Below are 22231 nucleotides of genomic sequence, written 5' to 3'. Positions count from 1 at the left end.
ACTCCCCCGCGCCGGTGCGACGTTCGCCCGCACCGGCGTGAACGTCCCAAGGAGGACCCGCATCGTGAGGCCCGGTAGGAACCGCGGCTGGCTGCTCCGCCTCGTCATCGCCTTCGGCTTCGCGCAGGGGGCGGTGTCGATGGCCCGGCCCGCCGTGTCCTACCGGGCCCTCGCGCTGGGCGCCGACGAGCGCGCCATCGGTGTGATCGCGGGGGTCTACGCCCTGCTCCCGCTGTTCGCCGCCGTCCCGCTCGGCCGCCGGACCGACCACGGCCGGTGCGCGCCCCTGCTGCCGGTCGGCGTCGTCCTCATATCCGGCGGCTGTGTCCTGAGCGGTCTGGCCGACTCGTTGGTGGCGATGGCCGTATGGAGCGGTGTGATGGGCCTCGGCCACCTCTCCTTCGTGATCGGCGCCCAGTCGCTGGTGGCCCGCCAGTCCGCGCCGCACGAACACGACCGCAACTTCGGTCACTTCACCATCGGCGCCTCCCTCGGCCAGTTGGTCGGCCCGATCGCCGCGGGCGCCCTGATCGGCGGTCCGGACATGGCCCGCACGAGCGCCCTGGCCCTGGTGGTCGCGGGCGCCGGCGCCGCGGTCGCGTTCACCTCGCTGTGGCGGATAGAGCGCCCCTTCGAGCCCAAGTCCCGTACCTGGCAGGGCGATCGGGTGCCCGTGCACCGCATCCTGCGCACCCGGGGCGTGCCGGGCGGCATCTTCATCAGCCTCGCCGTGCTGTCGGCGACCGACATCCTCACCGCGTATCTGCCGGTGGTCGGTGAACACCGGGGCATCGCGCCCTCGGTGATCGGTGTCCTGCTGAGTCTGCGGGCGGCGGCGACCATCGCGTGCCGTCTGGTGATGACCCCGATGCTGCGCCTGCTGGGCCGGACCGCGCTGCTCACCGTCACCTGCGTGCTCGGGGCCGTGCTGTGCGCCGGGATCGCGGTGCCGGTGCCGGTGTGGGGGCTGGCCCTGATCCTTGCCGCCCTCGGGTTCTGTCTCGGGGTCGGACAGCCGCTGTCCATGACGACGGTGGTGCAGGCGGCGCCGCACGAGGCGCGGTCCACCGCCCTCGCGCTGCGGCTGACGGGGAACCGGCTGGGGCAGGCCGGGGCACCCGCCGCCGCCGGTCTGATCGCCGGTGTCGCGGGTGTGGCCGCGCCGTTCGTGATGCTCGGCGCGCTGCTGCTGGTGTCGGCGGGCATCGCCCTGCGCTCACCGGCGCAGCCGGGGCGGGGGAGCGGCGGGCCGGAGACCGCGTAGGGCGGGGAGGGGTGAGGGGGAGGGCCTTTCCGGCTGGAGGTCCGCCTGGGCCGGAAGGGGGATATCTGACGGGGTGTCGGGCGCGGCTCCCCCCACGCCCGGTGTGATGTGACAGAGAGTCAGGCGAAAGAGCGATTTGTGTGAAAATCGTCTGACTCGGAGGTTCTGCATGTCCACCTCGTCCCGCCCGCGCCCCGCCGGAGTGCGCGCGAGTGCCGCCACCGTCCTCGCGGCACTCGCCGTCACGGGAGCCAGCCTGATCACGGCACCGGCCGCCGTCGCCGCCCCGGGCGACCCCGACGTCGTGATCCACAAGGTGGGCTTCCCGTTCGACAACCAGCGCAACCAGCCGCTGGTCTGCGACTTCTACCTCTCCGCCTTCAACTTCCCCGAGGACCCCACGCCGTCGCAGCGCATCAGCTGGACCATCGACAACGAGCCCCCCGCGCCGCGGACCGACCCCGTCGCCACGGGTGAGATCACGCTCGCGGCCGACGGTACCGGGCACAGCACGCCCGTGGCGCCCGAGAACGCCGCGCGGCTTCCCGACGGGGAGTACGTGCTGACCTGGAGGACCGTGGGCGGGACGCTGGAGGAGGGGCGCAGGAGCATCAACGTCAACTGCCCGCCCGCCGGTCTCGCCGGTCCCGAGGGTGCCGTCCCGGCCGGTGCCGGCGGTCTCGCCATGACCCAGGACTTCGCGCCCGTCGCGGGCGCGGCCGCCGTGGGCCTCGCCGCGGTCGGCGGGGTGGCCTACCTGCGGCTGCGCCGTCGTCGCGCCGATGGCGCCGCGTAGACGCCGGCCGAGGCCCTGGTACCGGACGCGCGCCTACCGCCTGACGCGGACGGTCGTGATGACCGTCGCGCTGGTGGTGGGCGGCGTCCACCTGGCGGAGCACCGGGAGCGGACCGCGGCCGCCGACGCCCCCTCCGCCTGGGCCGATTCCGGGGCACGCGGTGCGGGGGCGCCCGGCGCGCAGGCCTCCCAGCACTTCACGCCCCCGCCCCCCGACGAGCCCGTACGCACCCCGCCCCCGACCGAGGCGACCGACCAGGGGGCGCCGGCCGGGCGTACGGCCCCGGCCGAGCCGGTACGCCCGACTCCCACCGAGCCCACGCGGTCCGCCCCCGCCACCGCCTCCGCCCCTGCCTCCACCCCCGCCGGCCCGAAGCGGCCCGCCCGGCCCCGTACGCTGCCGCCGTCCCCGGCGAAGACCGTCACCATCCGCTACCTCGGCATCGAGGCACCGGTGACCGCGCTCCGCCTCGACAGCGGGCGGCGGCTTCCCGCACCGCCGGACGACAAGCCCGAGCTGGTCGGCTGGTACGCGGAGGGTCCCGCGCCCGGCGGGCCCGGTACGGCGGTCGTCGTCGGCCACCGGGACACCAGGACCGGCCCCGCCGTGTTCGCCGCGCTGGACGTGATCAAGCCCGGCCGGATCGTGGAGGTCCTGCGGGCCGACGGCCGCACCGCCGTCTACACGGTGGACGCCGTGCGGACGTACGAGAAGAGCCGCTTCCCCAACAAGAAGGTGTACGGGCACCGCGGTCGCCCCGAGCTGCGCCTGATCACCTGCGGCGGGACGTACGACCGGCGCAAGGGCTACGCGAGCAACGTCGTCGTCTTCGCCCATCTCACCGCGACCCGGGAACCGGCGCGCAAGCCGTGAATCCGGCGCGCCCGCCGTGCATCCGGAGCGCGCGGTGCGTGCCGTACGCCCCTGGCGAGCCCCTGGGGCGTACGGGCGCACGCGCGGACCGGTACCGGCGCGGCCGACTGATCCGGAGCGGTCGACTCCACTAGAGCTGATCACATGACCCGACTCCCCACCCTCACCCGTACGCGCGTCGCGCTCGGGACCGCCGTCTGCCTGCTGACCGCCGGCGCCCCGACCGCGTACGCCACCCTCGCCGAAAGCGCCCCCAGCGGTCCCGTGATCGCCCCGGCGCGCGGGACGCCGTACATCGAGACGCGGCTGTTCTTCGGCACCGAACGCCCGGGCGGCGGTCCGGCCGTCACCGCGGAGCAGTTCACGGCGTTCGTCGACCGCCGGGTCACCCCCGGGTTCCCGGACGGCCTGACCGTGCGGGAGGGACGCGGGCAGTGGCGGGACGCGAGCGGCGCGATCGAGAAGGAGCGGTCGTACGAGCTGTTGCTGCTGTATCCGGTGACGGCGGCCACCGCGAACGACCACAAGATCGAGGAGATCCGCGGCGACTACCGGAAGGAGTTCGCCCAGGAGGCGGTGGCCCGGGTGGACGACCGGACCCGGGTGGACTTCTGAGCCGGAACCGGCGGAGCAGGAACGTCGGCGGGGCAGGACACCGGAAGGACCAGGGTGTCCGGCACGACCAGGGCGTCCGGCCCGACCGGGGCCGCCTCTCCCTCACCCGGGTCCGAACCCCTCGGCCGACGAGTCCTGCCTCACTGCTCAAGGCCCTGGTGCCGGAAAACTATCAGGGCTAGTTTTTGAGGCGGACGACCACGCCCGCTCGGGAGGCAGCGCGATGAAGGCACACGACGGTATGTACATCGGTGGTAGCTGGCGGCCCGCCGCCGGGACCGGCGCGATCGAGGTCGTGAACCCGGCCGACGAGCAGGTGATCGACCGGGTCCCGGCGGGCACCGCCGAGGACGTCGACGCCGCCGTGCGCGCCGCGCGCGCCGCTCTTCCCGGCTGGGCCGCGACCCCGCCCGCCGAACGGGGCGCGCTCATCGGCGCACTGCGCGACGCGCTCGCCGCGCGCCGGCAGGAGATCGCCGAGACGGTCACGGCCGAGCTGGGCGCACCGCTGCCGTTCTCCCAGCGGGTGCACGCGGACCTGCCGGTCGCGGTTGCCGGATCGTACGCCGAGCTGGCCGCGAAGCACCCCTTCGAGGAACGCATCGGCAACTCGACCGTCTACCACGAGCCCATCGGCGTCGTCGGCGCGATCACGCCCTGGAACTACCCGCTCCACCAGATCGTGGCCAAGGTCGCCCCGGCCCTCGCCGCGGGCTGCACGGTCGTGCTGAAGCCGGCCGAGGACACCCCGCTGATCGCCCAGCTCTTCGCCGAGGCCGTCCACGAGGCGGGCGTACCCGCCGGGGTGTTCAACCTGGTCACCGGTCTCGGCCCGGTCGCCGGACAGGCGCTCGCCGAGCACGACGGCGTCGACCTGGTCTCCTTCACCGGCTCCACGGCCGTGGGCCGGCGCATCGCCGCGACCGCAGGGGCCGCCGTCAAGAAGGTGGCGCTGGAACTCGGCGGCAAGTCCGCCAACGTCATCCTCCCGAGCGCGGACCTGGGCAAGGCGGTCGCCACCGGCGTCGCCAACGTCATGTCCAACTCCGGTCAGACGTGCAGCGCCTGGACCCGCATGCTCGTCCACACCTCCCAGTACGACGAGGCCGTCGGGCTGGCCGCCGAAGCCGCCGCGAAGTACGGCGACCGCATCGGCCCGCTGGTCAACGCCAAGCAGCGGGAGCGGGTGCGGGGCTACATCGAGCAGGGCGTGGCCGAGGGCGCCCGCCTGATCGCCGGCGGGGCCGAACCCCCGCGTGAGCAGGGCTACTTCGTCAGCCCCACCGTCCTCGCCGACGTGACCCCGCAGATGACCGTCGCCCAGGAGGAGATCTTCGGCCCGGTCCTGTCGATCCTGCGCTACGAGGACGAGGACGACGCCCTGCGGATCGCCAACGGCACGGTCTACGGGCTGGCCGGTGCCGTCTGGGCCGGTGACGACACCGAGGCCGTGGCCTTCGCCCGCCGCATGGACACCGGCCAGGTCGACATCAACGGCGGCCGCTTCAACCCGCTGGCCCCGTTCGGCGGTTACAAGCAGTCGGGCGTGGGCCGCGAACTCGGTCCCCACGGCCTGGCCGAGTTCCTGCAGACCAAGTCCCTGCAGTTCTGAGCGAGCCGTTTCCCAGCGAACGTAGGAGAGCGTCCCCCATGGCCGTCCGAGCCGCCGTACTGCCCGCCGTCGGTGCCCCGTTGGAGATCACCGGGATCGAACTGCCGGACCCGGGGCCCGGCCGGGTCCGGGTGCGGCTCGCCGCCGCCGGGGTCTGCCACTCCGACCTGTCGCTGTCCGACGGCACCATGCGGGTGCCCGTGCCCGCCGTGCTCGGCCACGAGGGCGCGGGCACGGTCCTCGCGGTCGGCGAGGGGGTCACGCATGTGGCACCCGGCGACGGCGTCGTCCTCAATTGGGCTCCCTCCTGCGGGAGTTGCCACGCCTGCTCGCTCGGCGAGGTGTGGCTGTGCGCGAACGCGCTGGTCGGCGCCGGTGACATCCACGCCCGGCGGGTCTGCGACGGCGCCGACCTGCACCCCGGGCTGAACGTAGCCGCCTTCGCGGAGGAGACGGTCGTGGCCGCCGGGTGTGTGCTGCCCGCCCCGGACGGCGTCCCGCTCACCGACGCGGCCCTGCTCGGCTGCGCCGTGCTCACCGGATACGGCGCGGTCCACCACTCGGCCCGGGTCCGGGAGGGCGAGACCGTCGCCGTGTTCGGGGTGGGCGGTGTCGGGCTGGCCGCCCTCCAGGCCGCGCGGATCGCGGGCGCGTCCCGGATCGTCGCCGTGGACGTCTCCCCGGCGAAGGAGGAGTTGGCCCGCGCGGCGGGAGCCACCGACTATGTCGTCGCCTCCGAGAACACCGCCCGCGAGATCCGCGGCCTGACCGGCAAGCAGGGGGTGGACGTCGCCGTGGAGTGCGTCGGCCGCGCGGTCACCATCCGGACGGCCTGGGAGTCGACCCGGCGCGGTGGCCGCACCACCGTCGTCGGCATCGGCGGCAAGGACCAGCAGGTCACCTTCAACGCGCTGGAACTCTTCCACTGGGGCCGCACCCTCTCCGGCTGCGTCTACGGCAACTCCGACCCGGCCCGTGACGTCCCCGTCCTCGCGGACCACATCCGGGCCGGCCGTCTGGACCTGTCCGTCCTCGTGACCGACCGCATCTCCCTCGCCGACATCCCGGCGGCCTTCGACAACATGCGGGCCGGCAAGGGCGGCAGGGCCTTGGTGACGTTCTGATCCGGGTGCCACCGAGCGGGGGCCGGTCGCCCCCGCTCCCCGGCACCCGGACCACCCACCCCACGCGAAGCGACCCGTGCACGACCGTTGACCTCCATACCGTCCGGTCAGTACGTTCCCCGGAACGTCCCCGCACCCACCGGAGTGTGCTCGCATGGACACCGCTCCAGTTTCCTCCCCCGCCACCACCTCCCGTCCCCAGAGTCATCGCAAGGTCGCCACCGCCGCGGCACTCGCCTCGGCCGTCGAGTGGTACGACTACTTCGTCTTCGGCATAGCCGCCGCCCTGGTTTTGGGCGATCTCTACTTCCCGGCCGGCAGCTCCTCCGCAGGAGTCCTCGCCGCCTTCGCCGCCTTCGCCGTCGGCTTCCTCGCCCGTCCCCTCGGCGGCATCGTCGCCGGCCACCTCGGCGACAAACGGGGCCGCAAGCCCATGCTGGTCCTGGCCCTCACGCTGATGGGCCTGTCCACCACCGCCATCGGCCTGCTCCCCACGTACGAGACGATCGGCATCGCCGCCCCGATCCTGCTCGTCCTCCTCCGGGTCGCACAGGGCGTCGCCGTCGGCGCCCAGTGGGGCGGCGCGATGCTGCTGGCCACCGAGTACGCCCCCGAGGGCAAACGCGGGGTGTACGGCAGCTTCGTGCAGCTCGGCGTCCCCATCGGCGTGGTGAGCGCCAACACGATGTTCCTCGTCGTGGGCGCGACCACCGACGACTCGGCGTTCACCGCCTGGGGCTGGCGCGTGCCCTTCCTGGTCGGCCTGTTCGTCCTCGGCCTCGCCTGGTACATCCACCGTCATGTGGAGGAGACCCCCGAATTCCGGGCGGCGGAACGGAAGCTGGCGGAGCAGGAGAAGGGCGAGCAGAGCTCCCCGCTCAGGACGATCCTGCGCGGTCATCTCGGCACGGTCTTCCTGGCCGGCGGCTCCTTCGCCGTGAACACCGCGACGTTCTACATCCTCATCACCGGCGTCCTCGACTACACCACCCGCGAACTCGGCATGAAGCGCGGCGCGGTGCTCGCGGTCTCCCTCTGCGTCAGCCTCACCCAGCTGGTGCTGATCCCCGCCGCCGCGGCCCTGTCCGACCGCGTCGGCCGTATCCGGATCTACGCGTTCGGCGCCGCCGGCATCGCCCTGTGGGCCGTCCCGCTGTTCCTGCTCATCGACACCGGCTCCCTGCTGTGGCTGGCCGTCGGCACCTTCGTCGCCAGCTGCTTCCTCAGCATCATGTACGGGCCGCAGGCCGCCCTGTTCGCCGAGCTGTTCACCCCCGAGATGCGCTACACGGGCGCCTCCCTCGGCTACCAGATCGCCGCGGTCCTCGGCGGTGGCCTCGCCCCGTTCCTGATGGTCCTGCTCCTGGAGGCCACCGGCACCTCCATGGCGGTCTCCGCGTACATCATCGGGCTCTCGGTCATCGCCCTGGTGTCGATCAAGATCCTGGCGGGAAGGGCGGGTTCACGACCGGAGGACTGAACGCCCAGACCCTCCAGCAGCGGAAACCAGGCCCTCTCGCGCACCCGGCCCGGGCACAGGACCGACCTCGCGAGCCCGGCCAGCCGCAGGACTAACCACGCGCGCCCGGCCCGGGCCGCGGTTCCGGAACGACCTCCGGGACCGCGGCACCGGCGCCGGGCACCGCCTCCCGCGTACGCGCCCGGGACCGCGACACCGCCACCCCCGCCAGGCACAGCGCGCCACCGGCCAGCGTGAGCGGCCCCGGCACCTCGCCCAGCGCCAGCCACGACATCAGCACGACCAGCGCGGGCACGGCGTACGTGGTCGCGCCCATCCGGCTCGCGGTCGTACGGGCGAGGGCGTACGCCCAGGTGGTGAAGGCCAGCGCGGTCGGGAAGACGCCCAGGTACACCATGTTGAGGGTCGCCTGGACGGGCGCGGCGGCGCTCTCCCGCACCAGCTGCCCGGCGAACGGCAGACACACCACGGCTCCCGCGAGGCAGCCGAAGGTGGTCACCTGCAGCGGGCTCGCCGCACCCAGCGCGGGCTTCTGGGCGACGACCCCGCCCGCGTAGGCGACGGCCGCGAGCACACAGAGGACGACACCCAGCACCGAGGCTCCGCCCTCGCCGGACATCGACAGCCCCACGGCGGCCGCGCCCGCGAACGACACCGCCATGCCGGCCAGCAGCCGGGGCGGCATCGGGTCACCCAGCAGCCGGGCGCCGAGCAGGGCGATGAGAATCGGCCCGATGTTCACGACCAGCGCCGCCGTACCCGCGTCGACCTGCTGCTCGCCCCAGTTCAGCGCGACCATGTAGAACCCGAACCACAGCACCCCGGACACCGCGATGCCCCGCCACGCGCCCCGGGGCGGCAGCCCCTCGCCGCGCCACAGCCAGATCGCCCCCAGCGCCACCACCCCGGCCAGCAGCCGTCCGAGCGCCAGCGCGCCGGGGGAGTACGCCTCTCCGGCGCTCCGGATCGACACGAACGCCGACGCCCACAGCACGACGGTGACGGTCGCCGCCCCCGCCGCGAGCAGGTCGACCTTGCGGGTGGGTTCGGCGCGGGAGGTGTTCGTCATGGGGCCGAGGCTAGGCGCCGCGACGCCGTCCGGGCTCGCGGTTTTCGGACGCGGGCCTCCGCGGGCCTCGGCGTCGCCGTCGGTCGGTGCCTAGAGATCCCGTCGCCCGACCCGCGCGTACTGCTGCTCCAGCCCGTCCAGCAACGCCCGCAACCCCACCTCGAACGCCCGCTCGTCGACCTTCTCCTGCTGCTCCGCCAGCAGGTGCGCCTGCCCGAGATGGGGATAGTCGGCCGGGTCGTACGCGCTCTCGTCGTCCACGAAGCCCCCGGCGAAGGACCCGACCGCGGACCCCATGATGAAGTACCGCATCAACGCCCCGATGGACGTGGCCTGCGCCGCGGGCCACCCCGCCTCGACCATGGCCCCGAACACGACGTCGGCGACCTTCAGCCCGGCGGGCCGCCGGCCGGGCCCCCGCGCGAGGACCGGCACGATGTTGGGGTGGTCGCGCAGCGCGGCCCGGTACGAGACCGCCCAGTCGTGCAGCGCGGTCCGCCAGGGCCGCCCGTCCTCGAACATCGACAGGTCGACCTGCGCGCTCACCGAGTCGGCGACGGCCTCCAGGATCTGGTCCATGGTGCGGAAGTGGTTGTAGAGCGACGGTCCGCTCACGCCCAGCTCGGCCGCGAGCCGTCGCGTGGAGACCGCCGCCAGCCCCTCCGTGTCCACCAGCGCCCGCGCCGTCTCCACGATGCGGTCGGTGCTCAGCAGGGGCTTGCGCGGTCTGGCCATGGCGCACATAGTAGGGGCTGCGCCCTTAAAACTAGCAGTGGTAATTAAATGGAGAACGGACGAGAGGCGGGTCGCGTGAACCTGGAGCTGAGCGAGGAGCAGACCGCCGTACGCCGGCTCGCGCGGGACTTCGTGGAGCGCGAGATCGCCCCGCACGTCATCGCCTGGGACCGTGCGGAGGAGGTCGACCGGGCCATCGTGAAGAAGCTCGGCGAGGTGGGCTTCCTGGGGCTCACCGTCGACGAGGAGTACGGCGGCTCCGGTGGTGACCACCTCGCGTACTGCCTGGTCACCGAGGAGCTGGGCCGGGGCGACTCCTCCGTGCGCGGCATCGTCTCCGTCTCCCTCGGTCTGGTCGCGAAGACCGTCGCGGCCTGGGGTGACGAGGAGCAGAAGCGCCGCTGGCTGCCGGGGCTCACGTCGGGGGAGTACGTCGGCTGCTTCGGCCTCACCGAACCCGGCACCGGCTCCGACGCGGGCAACCTCATCACCCGTGCGGTCCGGGACGGCGACGACTTCGTCATCAGCGGCACCAAGACGTTCATCACGAACGGCACCTGGGCCGATGTCGTCCTCCTCTTCGCCCGCTCCACCGACGCTCCCGGCCACAAGGGTGTCTCCGCCTTCCTCGTGCCCACCGACACCCCCGGCCTGACCCGCCGCCCCATCCACGGCAAGCTCGGTCTGCGTGGCCAGGCCACCGCCGAACTGGTCCTGGAGGAGGTCCGCGTTCCCGCCTCCGCCCTGCTCGGACCGGAGGGCAAGGGCTTCACCGTCGCCATGTCCGCGCTCGCCAAGGGCCGGATGTCGGTCGCCGCCGGCTGCGTCGGCATCGCCCAGGCCGCCCTGGACGCGGCGGTCCGTCACGCCGGCGAGCGCGAACAGTTCGGCAGGACCATCGCCCACCACCAGCTCGTGCAGGAGCTGCTCACCGACATCGCGGTCGACGTCGACGCCGCCCGGCTCCTGACCTGGCGCGTCGCCGACCTCGTCGACCGGGGGCAGCCCTTCGCGACCGAGGCCAGCATGGCCAAGCTCTTCGCCTCCGAGGCCGCCGTCCGCGCCGCGAACAACGCCCTTCAGGTCTTCGGCGGTTACGGCTACATCGACGAGTACCCGGCCGGAAAGCTCCTGCGCGACGCCCGCGTGATGACCCTCTACGAGGGCACCAGCCAGATACAGAAACTGCTCATCGGGCGGGCGCTGACGGGCGTTTCGGCGTTCTGAGCCGCGGGCGGACGGACGGACGCGAGGGCGGACGGCCGAGTCGGTCGGACGAGCCGGGCGGACGAGCGGCTCGGAGGGCCCGGTCGGACGACGAGCGGGACGAGCCGGACTGAGTATCCGGAGGCCGCCGCCTGAGTATCCCGACGGATGCGGTCCGGGCCATATCCGGCGAACCATGTCCCCATGAGTGAGACACCGGTCAAGCAGCAGAACACCGCGGCCTTCTACGGCCAGTCCGTCGCGTCCTTCGCCGTCGCCATGGCGGCCACCACCGTCGGTATCTACAACCTCGACGCCGACACCTGGGTCCGCGCCTTCCTGGCCGTCGCGGTCCTCTACCTCGTCACCTCGGCGTTCACCCTGGCCAAGGTGATCCGCGACCGTCAGGAGGCCGGGCGCATCGTCAGCCGGGTCGACCAGGCCAGACTGGAGAAGCTCCTCGCGGAGCACGACCCCTTCGAAAAGCTCTGACGAGCCCCGTCCCGGTGCGGCACGGCCCGTACGTCACAGCCCTGAGCGGGCCTTCTAAGCGCCCGCTCACCTTTCGGCGGTATGGTGGTGCCCGGCCACAGGAAGGGGCGAACGAGCGATGAGTACGGCGGAGGACACGGCGGGCGGCGAGCCGCAGCCGTGGGGCGAGGTCAACCCGGACGCGGCCCGGCGGCTGCTGGTGGCCGCCGTGGAGGCCTTCGCCGAGCGCGGCTACCACGCGACGACGACCCGGGACATCGCGGGCCGCGCGGGCATGAGCCCCGCCGCGTTGTACATCCACTACAAGACGAAGGAAGAGCTGCTCCACCGGATCAGCCGCATCGGCCACGAGAAGGCCCTCGACGTGCTGCGCACGGCGGCCGAGGGTGACGGCAGCCCGGCCGACCGTCTCGCGGAGGCCGTCCGCTCCTTCGTCCGCTGGCACGCCGGGCAGCACACCGTGGCCCGTGTCGTCCAGTACGAGCTGGACGCCCTCGGCCCCGACGCCCGCGCCGAGATCGTCACCCTGCGCCGCGAGAACGACGCGGCCGTGCGCGGCATCATCGAGGACGGTGTCGCCGCGGGCGACTTCGACGTCCCCGACGTGCGGGGCACCACCGTCGCCATCCTCTCCCTCTGCATCGACGTCGCCCGCTGGTTCAACGTCAACGGCCCGCGCACCCCCGACGAGGTCGGCTCCCTCTACGCGGACCTCGTCCTGCGCATGGTGGCCGCGCCCAAGTAGCCGGGAGCGGCCCGGACGCCTCTGCGGCCCGGACGCCTCTGCCGTCCGAACCCCCCTGCGACCCGAACCCCCTTGCGGTCCTGCGCGCGACTCCGCGCCCCGCTGCGGGGCGTTGCGGCCTGTTCGGTCGGCGGCATCTTCGAAACATTCGAAGATTCGGGGCGAGAGGGCGATCGGTGGTAGCGGTCTGTGGTGGATCATGGCTGGTACAGCCTGCGAATGTTTCGGGATCACTGCCGAAAGTATTGACAGTTGACAGGAGCAGGCCAACACTCCCGGGATGACAGGGCGAACCCCCGACAGCCCGAGGAGGACGCGCGCATGAACGACGCATCCGCACCCACTCCCACCCCGCCCCCGAGCCGCAGGCTCTTCATCGGCGGGCTCTGCACCACCGCGTTGGCCGCCGCGACAGCGGTGGCCCTGCCCGGCACCGCCCACGCGGACACGGTCATCACCAGCAACCGGACCGGCACCGACAACGGGTTCTACTACTCGTTCTGGACCGACGCCCCGGGCACGGTCTCCATGACCCTGGCCTCCGGCGGCAACTACCGCACCTCCTGGAACAACACCGGGAACTTCGTCGCCGGCAAGGGCTGGAGCAACGGCTCCCGCAGGACCGTGAGCTACTCGGGCTCGTTCAATCCGTCCGGCAACGCCTATCTGACCCTCTACGGCTGGACGGCCAGTCCGCTCGTCGAGTACTACATCGTCGACAACTGGGGCAACTACCGGCCCACGGGGACCTACCGGGGCACGGTCAGCAGCGACGGCGGCACGTACGACATCTACCGCACGACGCGCTACAACGCCCCGTCCGTCGAGGGCAACCGCACCTTCGACCAGTACTGGAGCGTCCGTCAGTCGAGGCGGACGGGTGGGACCATCACCACCGGCAACCACTTCGACGCCTGGGCCCGGGCGGGGATGCCCCTCGGCAGCTTCCGGTACTACATGATCATGGCCACCGAGGGATACCGGAGCAGCGGCAACTCCTCCATCGCGGTGGCCCCGTGACCACCGGACCACGCCGCCTGCTCCGTCACCTGGGCAAGCGCACGCTGGTCGTCGCGACGGCTCTCGCGAGCACCGTCACCCTCGCGCTCACGGCCGCCGAGGCCGCCCCGGCGCGAGCCGCCGCCTGCACCGGGTATGTCGGCCTCACCTTCGACGACGGCCCCTCAGGCAACACCCCGGCCCTGCTCAACGCGCTCCGCCAGAACGGGCTGCGGGCCACGATGTTCAATCAGGGCCAGTCCGCCGCCGCCAACCCCGCCCAGGTCCGGGCCCAGGTCGCCGCCGGTATGTGGGTGGCCAACCACAGCTACACCCATCCGCACCTGACCCAGCTGGGTCAGGCGCAGATCGACTCGGAGATCTCCCGGACCCAGCAGGCCATCGCGGCGGCGGGCGGTGGCACTCCCAGGCTGTTCCGGCCGCCGTACGGCGAGACCAATGCGACGGTGCGGTCGGTCGCCGCCCGGTACGGGCTGACCGAGATCATCTGGAACGTCGACTCGCAGGACTGGAACGGGGCCGGCACGGACGCGATCGTGCAGGCCGCCGCCCGGCTCACCAACGGTCAGGTCATCCTCATGCACGACTGGTCCGCGAACACCCTCGCGGCCGTCCCGCGCATCGCGCGGGGGCTGGCCGGCCGGGGCCTGTGCGCCGGGATGATCTCACCGCAGACCGGTCGCGCCGTGGCACCCGCGTAGGCGCGCGGCCGTGCCACCCGCCGGAACCCGGCGGGTGGCACGGCGGGTGGCGCGACGGCCGCGACCGCCGCGCCACCGCACCGGGCCACGTCACCGCACCGCGCCAACCCACCGGGCCACGTCACCGCACCGGCACAGAAGCGGCACCGGCTCAGAAGTAGTACCGGGACACCGACTCCGCGACACACACCGGCTTGTCCCCACCCTCGCGTTCCACGACGACCGCGGCCGTGACCTGCACGCCGCCGCCGACCTCCGTGACCTCCTGGAGGGTCGCCGTGGCGCGCAGCCGCGAACCGACCGGGACCGGTGCCGGGAAACGGACCTTGTTCGTGCCGTAGTTGACGCCCATCTTCACGTTCTCGACCTTGAGGATCTGCGGCACCAGCAACGGGAGCAGCGACAGGGTCAGATAGCCGTGGGCGATGGTCGTGCCGAAGGGGCCGACCGCCGCCTTCTCCGGGTCCACGTGGATCCACTGGTGGTCACCGGTGGCCTCGGCGAAGAGATCGATCCGCTTCTGATCGACCTCCAGCCAGTCGCTGTGCCCCAGCTGCTCACCCACCGCCGCCTTCAGTTCCTCGGCGGACGTGAAGATCCTCGGCTCTGCCATGTCCCGGCCTCCCTGGTGCCACATATCTAAGCGACTGCTTAGCATGGTCGGCGGCGGGGCCCCTGTCAACGGACGGTGACCCTTTCGGGTGTGGGTAGGCTCGGAGGGGTGCCCCAGATCCCTGAGAAGATCCACGAGTTGACCGTCGGCCAGCTGTCGGCCCGTAGCGGTGCCGCCGTCTCGGCGCTGCACTTCTACGAGTCCAAGGGGCTGATCAGCAGTCGCCGCACGACGGGCAACCAACGCCGTTACAGCCGGGACGCCCTGCGCCGGGTGGCCTTCGTCCGCGCCGCGCAGCGTGTCGGCATCCCGCTCGCCACGATCCGCGAGGCGCTCGCCGAGCTGCCCGAGGAGCGGACGCCGACCCGTGAGGACTGGGCCCACCTCTCCGAGGTCTGGCGATCCGAACTGGACGAACGGATCAAGCAGCTCAACCGGCTGCGCGACCACCTCACCGACTGCATCGGCTGCGGCTGTCTGTCCCTGGCCACCTGCGTGCTGTCCAACCCCGATGACGCCTTCGGCCAGAGCCGCAGCGGCTCCCGTCTTCTGGTCGAGCGCCGGAGGGCGGAACGGCAGGACAAGCGGGAGGAGGAGCCCGGGAGTTGCCGCTGAGCGGCGACTCCCGGGCCCCGCCCCCGGCTCACTCGTACTCGGTGCCGCCCTTGCGGGTCAGGTACGCCGGGCTGACCGCCTTGGCGATGGCCCGCCCGCCGGTCACCGGGCTGTACCGCTCGGTGGCCGGCCGGATCACGACGCCCTCACGCAGATGCAGATCATGCCCGGAGACCGTCTCCCGGCCGGTGGCCACCTCCAGCACCCGGTCGATGGCGTACGGCCCCTCGTAGAGCGTGGGCACGAGCGGCAGTTCACCGTCGAGCAGCTCGCACAGCTCGGCCGGGTCCAGCCAGCGGATCCGGCCGTCGATGTCGGCCGAGACGTCGAACACGGCGTACCCGAGGGTGGCGCGACGGCCGTCGGCGCCGTACGTCAGATCCTGCACCCCGGCGCCGTAGACCTCGCCGAAGATCCCGACGCGGCGGGCTCCCAGCCGCTCGGCGAGCCGGGACGCGGTCTCGGCCACCTCATGGCCGTGGACGGCACGCCAGTACAGGTTGCGCGGGTCCTCCTTCAGGGCGAGGGCCTTCGCGCCGAAGCCCTTCGAGGACACCTGGACGCGGCCGTCCTCGGCGAAGTACGTCAGCAGGCAGGCCGTGCCGTGCAGTTTCTCCGTCAGGACGACCTGTTCGCCGGGCGTGAAGACATCCGGATAGCGCTGGATGTTCTCGATGTCGACCCAGGGCAGCAGATCCGGCGCCGACTCCACCTCGCCGCTCATCGTCGGCGGGATCGGTGGCACCCACTTGACGATGCCGAGCCGCTCCGCGAAGTCCGTGCCGTCCGTGGCGGCGGCGGCCAGGTCCAGGTCCGCGAGCGCCCGGGGCAGGCAGACGATGCCCTGGGACAGCTCGCCGCGCAGCCGCACGGCCTTCACCCGGTCCGCCCCGCTCCCCGCGAGCCGCCCCGTCAGCCCCAGCTCCTCGATCAGTTCGGCCGGGAGCACGGACTGCTCGGGGATGTAGACGGCGGTGTCACCGGTGCGGTACGCGCCCTTCGCCACGACGGCTCGATACAGGCCGACCTGGGCCAGTTCGAGCGCGTCGGCGTTCGGGTGTTCGTGGATCGTCAGCACTTCGGCGGTGACGCGCAGCGTCGACATAGGGGCTCTCCCTCGGGTTCCTGGGTTGCTCAGGGCTGTGTCATCACCCCCACTGTCGTCATGGGAAAGGGGTGGAGCGAGGGGATTTGCCGCTGGTAAGGTCCCGGCCTCCGGCCGCCGGGCACGGGCGGGAGCGCGTCCGCGCGAGGCGCCGACGGGGCGGCACGCGAACCTGTGAATCCGCGCTCCCCGGCGCGTTCTCCCTTCGCGCCGCAACCGCTTCCCCCGAAACTCTGTCATGGGCACGGAGGGGGTGGAACGGCACCCTCCGGCACGAGCAAAGGGGCGCCGATGAGCGTCGTCATATGTTCACTGAAGTGGGAGGAGGCGCACTCGGGCGTCCAGCGGATCACCTACGATCCCGATGGTTACCACCTGGTGCGCTTCCCGTACGACAAGACCCAGGAGTCCTACGACCCCTGGAAGATGCACGATCCGGCGAACGGCGGCGCCACCCCGTCGAGGTTCCCCGATGCGCGCTCCGGTTTGATCTGGCCCAGCCACGACGGCTGGGGCGTGCTCTCGGCGATGGTGTTCTGGGAGGCGGACCCGAGGACACTGGAGTACCGGGCCCGCTTCGTGCGCGATCCGCTGAGCCTGACGAAGAAGAAGTACGACTCGACGGCCACGACGGACGGCATGTCCACCCGGGGCGGGCAGCACCGCACCTTCCTGTGGCAGATGTTCGTGCACAAGGGCATGCCGCTCGGGCTGAAGATATCCGGGCGTGGGTCGGGGGACACCAGGCGGGCCACGGCGCTCACCCTCGCCGAGTTCAAGCTCGCCATCCACACGGACGTCAAGGAGCCGTAGGCGTCACTCCGTACGGGCGGTTCGCGCCGTACCCGCAACACGGCCTCACCCGCAACGGCCGCACCGGCACACGGCGGCACCCGCACTCGGCCGTACCGCAACACGGCCCACCCGCCACGGCCGTACCACACCTGCACGGGGGGTGCGGCATCCCCGGCGCACCCCCGTCGTGCTACGCCGAGATCAGCAGCCGTCCGCGCCTGGACTCCGCCAGGGCCTCGGGTGTGAGCACCGGTCGCGGCACCACGATTCCGCACTCCGCGCAGACCGGGCCCGAGGACGGTTCGTGGGCCAGGTCGTACCTCCACACGAGCCCGTCGCCCTCGCACACCGGGCAGGTCGAGCCGGGCTCGCGCTCCAGCGCGGCGATGAGCCGGCGCAGCACCTCCGCCATCGGTTCACGGGGATGGACGTTCGGGTCGTCGCACCACGCGACTCCGAAGCCTCCCCAGGTCAGCCGGTGCCAGTCGTCGACACTGCCCGGCCGGCGCAGACCGTCGTGCTTCTCCTTCTTGCGGCGCCGCGCGAACTGCACCTCGTAGTCGAGCCACACGGAGCGGGCCTCCTCCAACTCCTCCAGTGCGGCCACGAGCCGCGCCGGGTCGGGGTCGCGGTCCTCGGGTCCGAACCCGGCCCGTGAGCACAGGTGGTCCCAGGTCGCCCGATGCCCGTAGGGGGCGAAGCGCTCAAGGCACTTGCGCAGCGAATAACGCCGCAGTGCCAGATCGCACCTGGGATCTCGCACCTGTCTTGCCAGACTCCGGAAACCAGCCATCGCCCTGCACCTCCGTCACACCTGCACCTGTACTTCGGTCACTTCGGCGTCGTCGTCGGGACGTCGCCGAATAGACGTATCGACACGCGATTCGGCTCCATCCGATTTCCGATGACCTCCATAAGTCGTCTACTGAGCCGTTCACGAACCGTTCCTACCTACGTCTGACTGTCTCTGACTTCTTCTCGTCTGCTTACGACTACTTCTGAGTACCTGTTCACGCTGTCCATCACCTGTCCGCTACGCGGTGATCCAAAAAACGTGACGCATGTTCATCTTCAAAGCCGGGGATACCGGCGGTAACATCCGGCCCACCCTCGTCGGTAGGAGCTGCCATGCCCTGGCGCACCCCACGCCCCTCACGCACCGCACTCGACAGACTGAGAACTCCCCGTCGATTCCCGGAGTTCCTCAAGGCCGCTTCGATATGCGCACTCGTTGCCGGTCTTTTGTCGCCTCTTTCCCCTGCCGCCCCGGCTGCGGCGGCCGACACGGCCGCCTCGGCAGCGGTCACCGATCACTGCGGCGGACAGTGTTCCGACATCCTGCCGCCCGGTCAGAACGGCAACGCCACCCTCGCCCAGATCCTCCTCAACCAGGCCTTCGGTTCCATGCCGGAGAACGCGAGCAACCAGCTCGGCCCGTACAACAACCTGGCCACCGGTTACCCGGGCCTCACCAACTCCACCATCAACACCTTCTTCAACGACGCCTCCTTCGGCGTGCCCTCCGGTCAGGTCGCCTCCACCCTGAGCCCGGCGGGCCGCACGGACGTCACGATCGTCCGCGACAAGAAGACCGGTGTGCCGCACATCACGGGCACCACCCGCTACGGCACCGAGTTCGGCGCGGGCTACGCCGCCGCCCAGGACCGGCTGTGGCTGATGGACGTCTTCCGCCACGTCGGTCGCGGCAAGCTGACCCCGTTCGCCGGCGGCGCCCCCTCCAACCAGGGCCTGGAACAGGAGTTCTGGCGTCACGCCCCCTACACCGAGGCCGACCTCCAGGCCCAGATCGACAAGGCGGTGGCCAGCAACGGCGAGCGCGGGCAGCTGGCCCTCGCCGACGTCAACGCCTACGTCGCCGGCATCAACGCCTACATCGACGCCTCCGACAGCGGCCGCTACTTCCCCGGCGAGTACGTCCTGACCGGCCACAAGGACTCCGTCACCAACGCCGGCACCATCGAGAAGTTCAAGACCACCGACCTGGTCGCCCTGGCCTCCGTCATCGGCGCCCTCTTCGGCTCCGGAGGCGGCGGCGAGGTCAACAACGCCCTCTCCCTGCTGGCCGCCCAGGAGAAGTACGGCGTCACCGAGGGCACCAAGGTCTGGGAGTCCTTCCGCGAGCGCAACGACCCCGAGGCCGCCCTCACCGTCCACGACGGCAGCTTCCCCTACGCCACCAAGCCCGCGAACCCGCAGGGCATGGCCCTGCCCGACGACGGCACGGTGGCCGAGGAACCCCTCGTGTACGACCGCACCGGCAGCGCGGCCACGAAGGCCTCCACCACCCTGTCCTCCGCCGCCACCGACAGCGCCCTCAGCTCCGCCCGGCGCGGCATGTCCAACGCCCTCGTCGTCGGCGGCGAGCACACCGCGAGCGGACATCCCGTCGCCGTCTTCGGCCCGCAGACCGGTTACTTCGCCCCGCAGTTGCTCATGCTCCAGGAGATCCAGGGCCCCGGCATCAGCGCCCGCGGCGCCTCCTTCGCCGGACTGAGCATGTACGTCGAACTCGGCCGCGGCCAGGACTACGCCTGGAGCGCCACCACCTCCGGCCAGGACATCATCGACGCGTACGCGGTCGAGCTGTGCCAGGACGACGTCCACTACCTCTACCACGGCACCTGCACGGCCATGGAGAAGATCGAGCAGACCAACTCCTGGAAGCCCACCACCGCCGACTCCACCCCGGCCGGCTCCTACCGCATGCAGGTCTGGCGCACCAAGTACGGCCCCGTCACGCACCGCGCCACGGTCGACGGCAAGAAGGTCGCCTACACCACCCTGCGCTCCTCGTACCTGAACGAGGCCGAGTCGATCATCGGCTTCCAGATGCTGAACGACCCGGACTACGTCAAGGGCCCGGAGACCTTCCAGAAGGCCGTCCAGAACATCAACTACACCTTCAACTGGTTCTACGCCGACTCCACGCGCACCGCGTACTACAACAGCGGTGACAACCCGGTGCGCGCGGCGGCCGTCGACCCCGAGTTCCCGGCCTGGGCGCAGTCGGCCTACGAGTGGCGGAACTGGAACCCCACCACCAACACCGCCGACTACACCGCGCCCTCCGCCCACCCCAACTCCGTCGACCAGGACTACTACATCTCCTGGAACAACAAACAGGCCGCGGACTACACCACGGCCTCCTGGGGCGACGGCTCCGTCCACCGCGGCAACCTCCTCGACGACCGGGTGAAGAAACTGGTCGCGGCGGGTGGGGTCACCCGGGCCTCGCTGACCAGGGCGATGGCCGAGGCGGGCCTCGCCGACCTGCGGGCCGAGGACGTCGTCCCGGACCTGCTCAAGGTCATCAACAGCAGCACGGTCACGGACTCCGCGGCCGCCGCGGCGGTCACCAAGCTCCAGACCTGGGTCACCTCGGGTGCCAAGCGCACGGAGACCTCCGCCGGCTCCAAGACCTACGCCAACGCCGAGGCGATCCGCATCCTGGACGCCTGGTGGCCGCTGCTGGTGAAGGCCGAGTTCGAACCCGGCCTCGGCACCGACCTGTACACCGCCGTCACCGCCAACCTCCCCATCGACGAGTCCCCGTCGGCCGCGCACGGCCCCACCGGCTCCCACGCCGGCAGCTCCTTCCAGTACGGCTGGTGGAGCTACGTCGACAAGGACATCCGCTCGGTGCTGGGCGAGACGGTGCGGGGCCCGCTGGCGAACCAGTACTGCGGCGGTGGCAGCCTCAGCGCCTGCCGCACCCTGCTGATCAACACCCTCAAGGAGGCGGCCGGCAAGACCGCCGCACAGGTCTACCCCGGCGACGCGTACTGCTCGGCCGGCGACCAGTGGTGCGCCGACTCGATCATCCAGCAGCCCCTGGGAGGCATCAAGCACAACAAGATCAGCTGGCAGAACCGGCCTACCTACCAGCAGGTCGTGGAGTTCACCTCGCACCGGTGAGCGCACCGGTGCGAGTGAGCGAGTGAGCAGGACGGCGGCGGGCCGGGATCAGACGATACGGCCCGCCGCCAGCACCACCCGCGCCAACTCCCGGTGGCAGATGTCACTGTGCGCCCCGGACGGAGCCCCGCCGCGCCGCACCACCGCCGAGGCGTCGACGTTCACGCAGCCCGAGGCCGGCAACCGGACCCGCAGGGCGTCGGCCAGCTTGAACGACCGGGTGCCCTCGACCGCCCGCACCCCGCCGTAGCCGAGGGCCCCCCACTTGGTGCCGAGGAGGCTGTTGACGCTCAGGCCCAGCACCGTCCGCGCGTCGCCCGCCATCCGGGAGGCGAGCGGGTAGATGGTCCCGAGCGCCGAGTCGTGTCTGGAGTGGCAGCACACCAACGGCCCGTCGATGCGCCTGTGCCGTCCGTCGAGCACCCCGCTCGCGCGGTGGTCGTGGGGCAGCCGCGCCGCGAACGCGTAGTGCGAGAAGGCCGCCTGCAGAAGCGTCACCGACTTCACCGTGCGCACGCCCTCGGGCAGCCCGCGCAGCGCGAACGACACCAGACGCGCGCCGAAGCTGTGCCCGACGAGGTGCACCCGCACCTCCGGTGCCGTCCGTGCGAGCCCGCCGAGCAGTCGCCCGAGCCCCCGCTCGCCGACCGTCCCCGCCCGCCGCTTCATCGCGAAGTACGTGGCCTGACGCAGGAGTTCATGGGCACCGTCCCAGGCCTGCGGCGGGGTGGGCACGGCCCCCGTCATCACCCCCGAGGTCTCGACCTCCGCCAGCGCGACCGCGAAGTCCGCGCACACGGCCGCCGTGTCCCCGCACAGCATCCCGGGCATGCCCTCCGGCACCCCCGCCGCGACCGTGTCCGCCGCGCACCCGTCCTGCGGCCCCCGCGGCGGCACCTCCACCAGCAGCCGGACGAGCCGCCCGAACTCCTCCAGCGAGAGGCCGTCGTCCGCACGCCCCTCCAGCAGCCGGGCGAGCCGCTCGACGACGACGGCCCGCCCGGGGAAGACCTCCGACAGCGCGAGCCGGGTCTTCTTGTCGAGCGCGGGGCGGCGGGGCGCCACGGCCGGGGCCGGTTCGAGATCCGGGATCGGCTCGTCCGAGAACCGCATCGAGGGCCACAGCACGCCCACGTAACCCAGCTTCGCGTGCGGCGCCAGCTCCGGGAACGGGGCGAGGAAGCTTCTGTAGAGCTCCCTCGCGCCGGACCGGTCGCTGTTCCAGCCGTGCGCGAAGACGACCAGATCCTCGACCCCGCGTCGGCGGACGCCGCCGAGCAGCCGGTCCCGCTGACCGGTGTCGACGTCACCGTCGGCGTCGAAGGTCAGTTCCCAGTAGGGAGACACGCTCATTTCCGGATCCGCCACGACGAGCCCCCTTCGGCCCCGCTGGTGGTGCGCTCACGCGCATGGTCCTGCCAACGGCGAAGGATG

The 22231-nt window shown here is 71.9% G+C and carries 21 protein-coding genes; 15 read left to right on the top strand and 6 right to left on the bottom strand.

Annotated features, from left to right (window positions below):
- Positions 1 to 64: 64 nt before the first annotated feature.
- The 7 genes from H4687_RS10190 (at position 65) to H4687_RS10160 (ending at position 7765) form a co-directional block, all read left to right on the top strand.
- Positions 65 to 1264, top strand: coding sequence for an MFS transporter (locus H4687_RS10190; RefSeq protein ID WP_046918669.1), 1200 nt, complete (start codon positions 65 to 67; stop codon positions 1262 to 1264).
- 169 nt (positions 1265 to 1433) lie between these two features.
- Entirely contained in the window at positions 1434 to 2060 is a 627-nt protein-coding gene (locus tag H4687_RS10185) for a hypothetical protein (protein WP_063784590.1), read from the top strand.
- On the top strand, positions 2047 to 2934 hold the full coding sequence (locus H4687_RS10180; protein WP_078907270.1) for a class F sortase: 888 nt from the start codon (positions 2047 to 2049) through the stop codon (positions 2932 to 2934). The genes H4687_RS10185 and H4687_RS10180 overlap by 14 nt, the downstream gene beginning before the upstream one ends.
- A 144-nt stretch (positions 2935 to 3078) precedes the next feature.
- Complete coding sequence (locus H4687_RS10175; RefSeq protein ID WP_046916867.1) at positions 3079 to 3549, top strand: DUF3574 domain-containing protein; 471 nt, start codon at positions 3079 to 3081, stop codon at positions 3547 to 3549.
- 223 nt (positions 3550 to 3772) lie between these two features.
- Positions 3773 to 5161 carry an aldehyde dehydrogenase family protein gene (locus H4687_RS10170; protein WP_046916868.1) on the top strand — a complete coding sequence of 463 codons (1389 nt, stop codon included), beginning with the start codon at positions 3773 to 3775 and terminating at the stop codon, positions 5159 to 5161.
- A 38-nt stretch (positions 5162 to 5199) separates the two neighbouring features.
- Positions 5200 to 6285 carry a Zn-dependent alcohol dehydrogenase gene (locus tag H4687_RS10165; RefSeq protein ID WP_046916869.1) on the top strand — a complete coding sequence of 362 codons (1086 nt, stop codon included), beginning with the start codon at positions 5200 to 5202 and terminating at the stop codon, positions 6283 to 6285.
- Positions 6286 to 6439: 154 nt separating this feature from the next.
- Positions 6440 to 7765 (top strand): MFS transporter, encoded by a 1326-nt coding sequence (locus tag H4687_RS10160; RefSeq protein ID WP_046916870.1) that lies wholly within the window; start codon positions 6440 to 6442, stop codon positions 7763 to 7765.
- A gap of 91 nt (positions 7766 to 7856) precedes the next feature.
- On the opposite strand, the gene H4687_RS10155 is transcribed toward H4687_RS10160, so the two are convergent.
- Together H4687_RS10155 and H4687_RS10150 are read right to left on the bottom strand one after the other, a co-directional pair.
- The gene (locus H4687_RS10155) at positions 7857 to 8834 is read right to left on the bottom strand and encodes a DMT family transporter (protein WP_046916871.1); all 978 of its coding nucleotides are present in this window, start codon (positions 8832 to 8834) and stop codon (positions 7857 to 7859) included.
- A gap of 90 nt (positions 8835 to 8924) precedes the next feature.
- Positions 8925 to 9569, bottom strand: coding sequence for a TetR/AcrR family transcriptional regulator (locus tag H4687_RS10150; protein WP_046916872.1), 645 nt, complete (start codon positions 9567 to 9569; stop codon positions 8925 to 8927).
- Between the two features lie 75 nt (positions 9570 to 9644).
- Between H4687_RS10150 and H4687_RS10145 the strand changes: the two genes are divergently transcribed.
- The 5 genes from H4687_RS10145 (at position 9645) to H4687_RS10125 (ending at position 13733) form a co-directional block, all read left to right on the top strand.
- Positions 9645 to 10796 carry an acyl-CoA dehydrogenase family protein gene (locus tag H4687_RS10145; RefSeq protein WP_046916873.1) on the top strand — a complete coding sequence of 384 codons (1152 nt, stop codon included), beginning with the start codon at positions 9645 to 9647 and terminating at the stop codon, positions 10794 to 10796.
- Positions 10797 to 10979: 183 nt separating this feature from the next.
- Complete coding sequence (locus H4687_RS10140) at positions 10980 to 11267, top strand: YiaA/YiaB family inner membrane protein (RefSeq protein ID WP_005485101.1); 288 nt, start codon at positions 10980 to 10982, stop codon at positions 11265 to 11267.
- 118 nt (positions 11268 to 11385) lie between these two features.
- On the top strand, positions 11386 to 12012 hold the full coding sequence (locus H4687_RS10135) for a TetR/AcrR family transcriptional regulator (RefSeq protein WP_005485102.1): 627 nt from the start codon (positions 11386 to 11388) through the stop codon (positions 12010 to 12012).
- A gap of 321 nt (positions 12013 to 12333) precedes the next feature.
- Positions 12334 to 13032, top strand: a complete 699-nt coding sequence (locus H4687_RS10130; protein WP_046916874.1) for a glycoside hydrolase family 11 protein — start codon at positions 12334 to 12336, stop codon at positions 13030 to 13032.
- Entirely contained in the window at positions 13029 to 13733 is a 705-nt protein-coding gene (locus H4687_RS10125) for a polysaccharide deacetylase family protein (protein ID WP_046916875.1), read from the top strand. The genes H4687_RS10130 and H4687_RS10125 overlap by 4 nt, the downstream gene beginning before the upstream one ends.
- 151 nt (positions 13734 to 13884) lie before the next feature.
- On the opposite strand, the gene H4687_RS10120 is transcribed toward H4687_RS10125, so the two are convergent.
- Positions 13885 to 14346: a MaoC family dehydratase gene (locus H4687_RS10120; RefSeq protein ID WP_046916876.1), complete on the bottom strand. Its 462-nt coding sequence runs from the start codon at positions 14344 to 14346 to the stop codon at positions 13885 to 13887.
- 108 nt (positions 14347 to 14454) lie between these two features.
- On the opposite strand from H4687_RS10120, the gene soxR reads away from it, so the two are divergent.
- Complete coding sequence (gene soxR / locus H4687_RS10115) at positions 14455 to 14961, top strand: redox-sensitive transcriptional activator SoxR (RefSeq protein WP_046916877.1); 507 nt, start codon at positions 14455 to 14457, stop codon at positions 14959 to 14961.
- Positions 14962 to 14989: 28 nt separating this feature from the next.
- Here the strand turns inward: soxR and H4687_RS10110 are convergent, their stop codons facing one another.
- Positions 14990 to 16066, bottom strand: coding sequence for an RNA ligase (ATP) (locus H4687_RS10110; protein WP_046916878.1), 1077 nt, complete (start codon positions 16064 to 16066; stop codon positions 14990 to 14992).
- 291 nt (positions 16067 to 16357) lie between these two features.
- Here H4687_RS10110 and H4687_RS10105 point away from each other — a divergent pair, with 291 nt between their 5' ends.
- Positions 16358 to 16879 (top strand): hypothetical protein, encoded by a 522-nt coding sequence (locus H4687_RS10105; protein ID WP_046916879.1) that lies wholly within the window; start codon positions 16358 to 16360, stop codon positions 16877 to 16879.
- 172 nt (positions 16880 to 17051) lie between these two features.
- On the opposite strand, the gene H4687_RS10100 is transcribed toward H4687_RS10105, so the two are convergent.
- Entirely contained in the window at positions 17052 to 17654 is a 603-nt protein-coding gene (locus tag H4687_RS10100; RefSeq protein WP_046916880.1) for a hypothetical protein, read from the bottom strand.
- Positions 17655 to 17989: 335 nt separating this feature from the next.
- Between H4687_RS10100 and H4687_RS10095 the strand changes: the two genes are divergently transcribed.
- Positions 17990 to 20797 carry a penicillin acylase family protein gene (locus H4687_RS10095; RefSeq protein ID WP_046916881.1) on the top strand — a complete coding sequence of 936 codons (2808 nt, stop codon included), beginning with the start codon at positions 17990 to 17992 and terminating at the stop codon, positions 20795 to 20797.
- 48 nt (positions 20798 to 20845) lie between these two features.
- Here the strand turns inward: H4687_RS10095 and H4687_RS10090 are convergent, their stop codons facing one another.
- On the bottom strand, positions 20846 to 22150 hold the full coding sequence (locus H4687_RS10090) for a serine-threonine protein kinase (RefSeq protein WP_225966649.1): 1305 nt from the start codon (positions 22148 to 22150) through the stop codon (positions 20846 to 20848).
- Positions 22151 to 22231: the final 81 nt, after the last annotated feature.

This window comes from Streptomyces stelliscabiei, assembly GCF_014873495.1.
Lineage (GTDB): Bacteria > Actinomycetota > Actinomycetes > Streptomycetales > Streptomycetaceae > Streptomyces > Streptomyces bottropensis.
The sequence above is the reverse complement of the archived record's forward strand: the minus strand, read 5'-3'. Positions and strand labels throughout refer to the sequence as shown.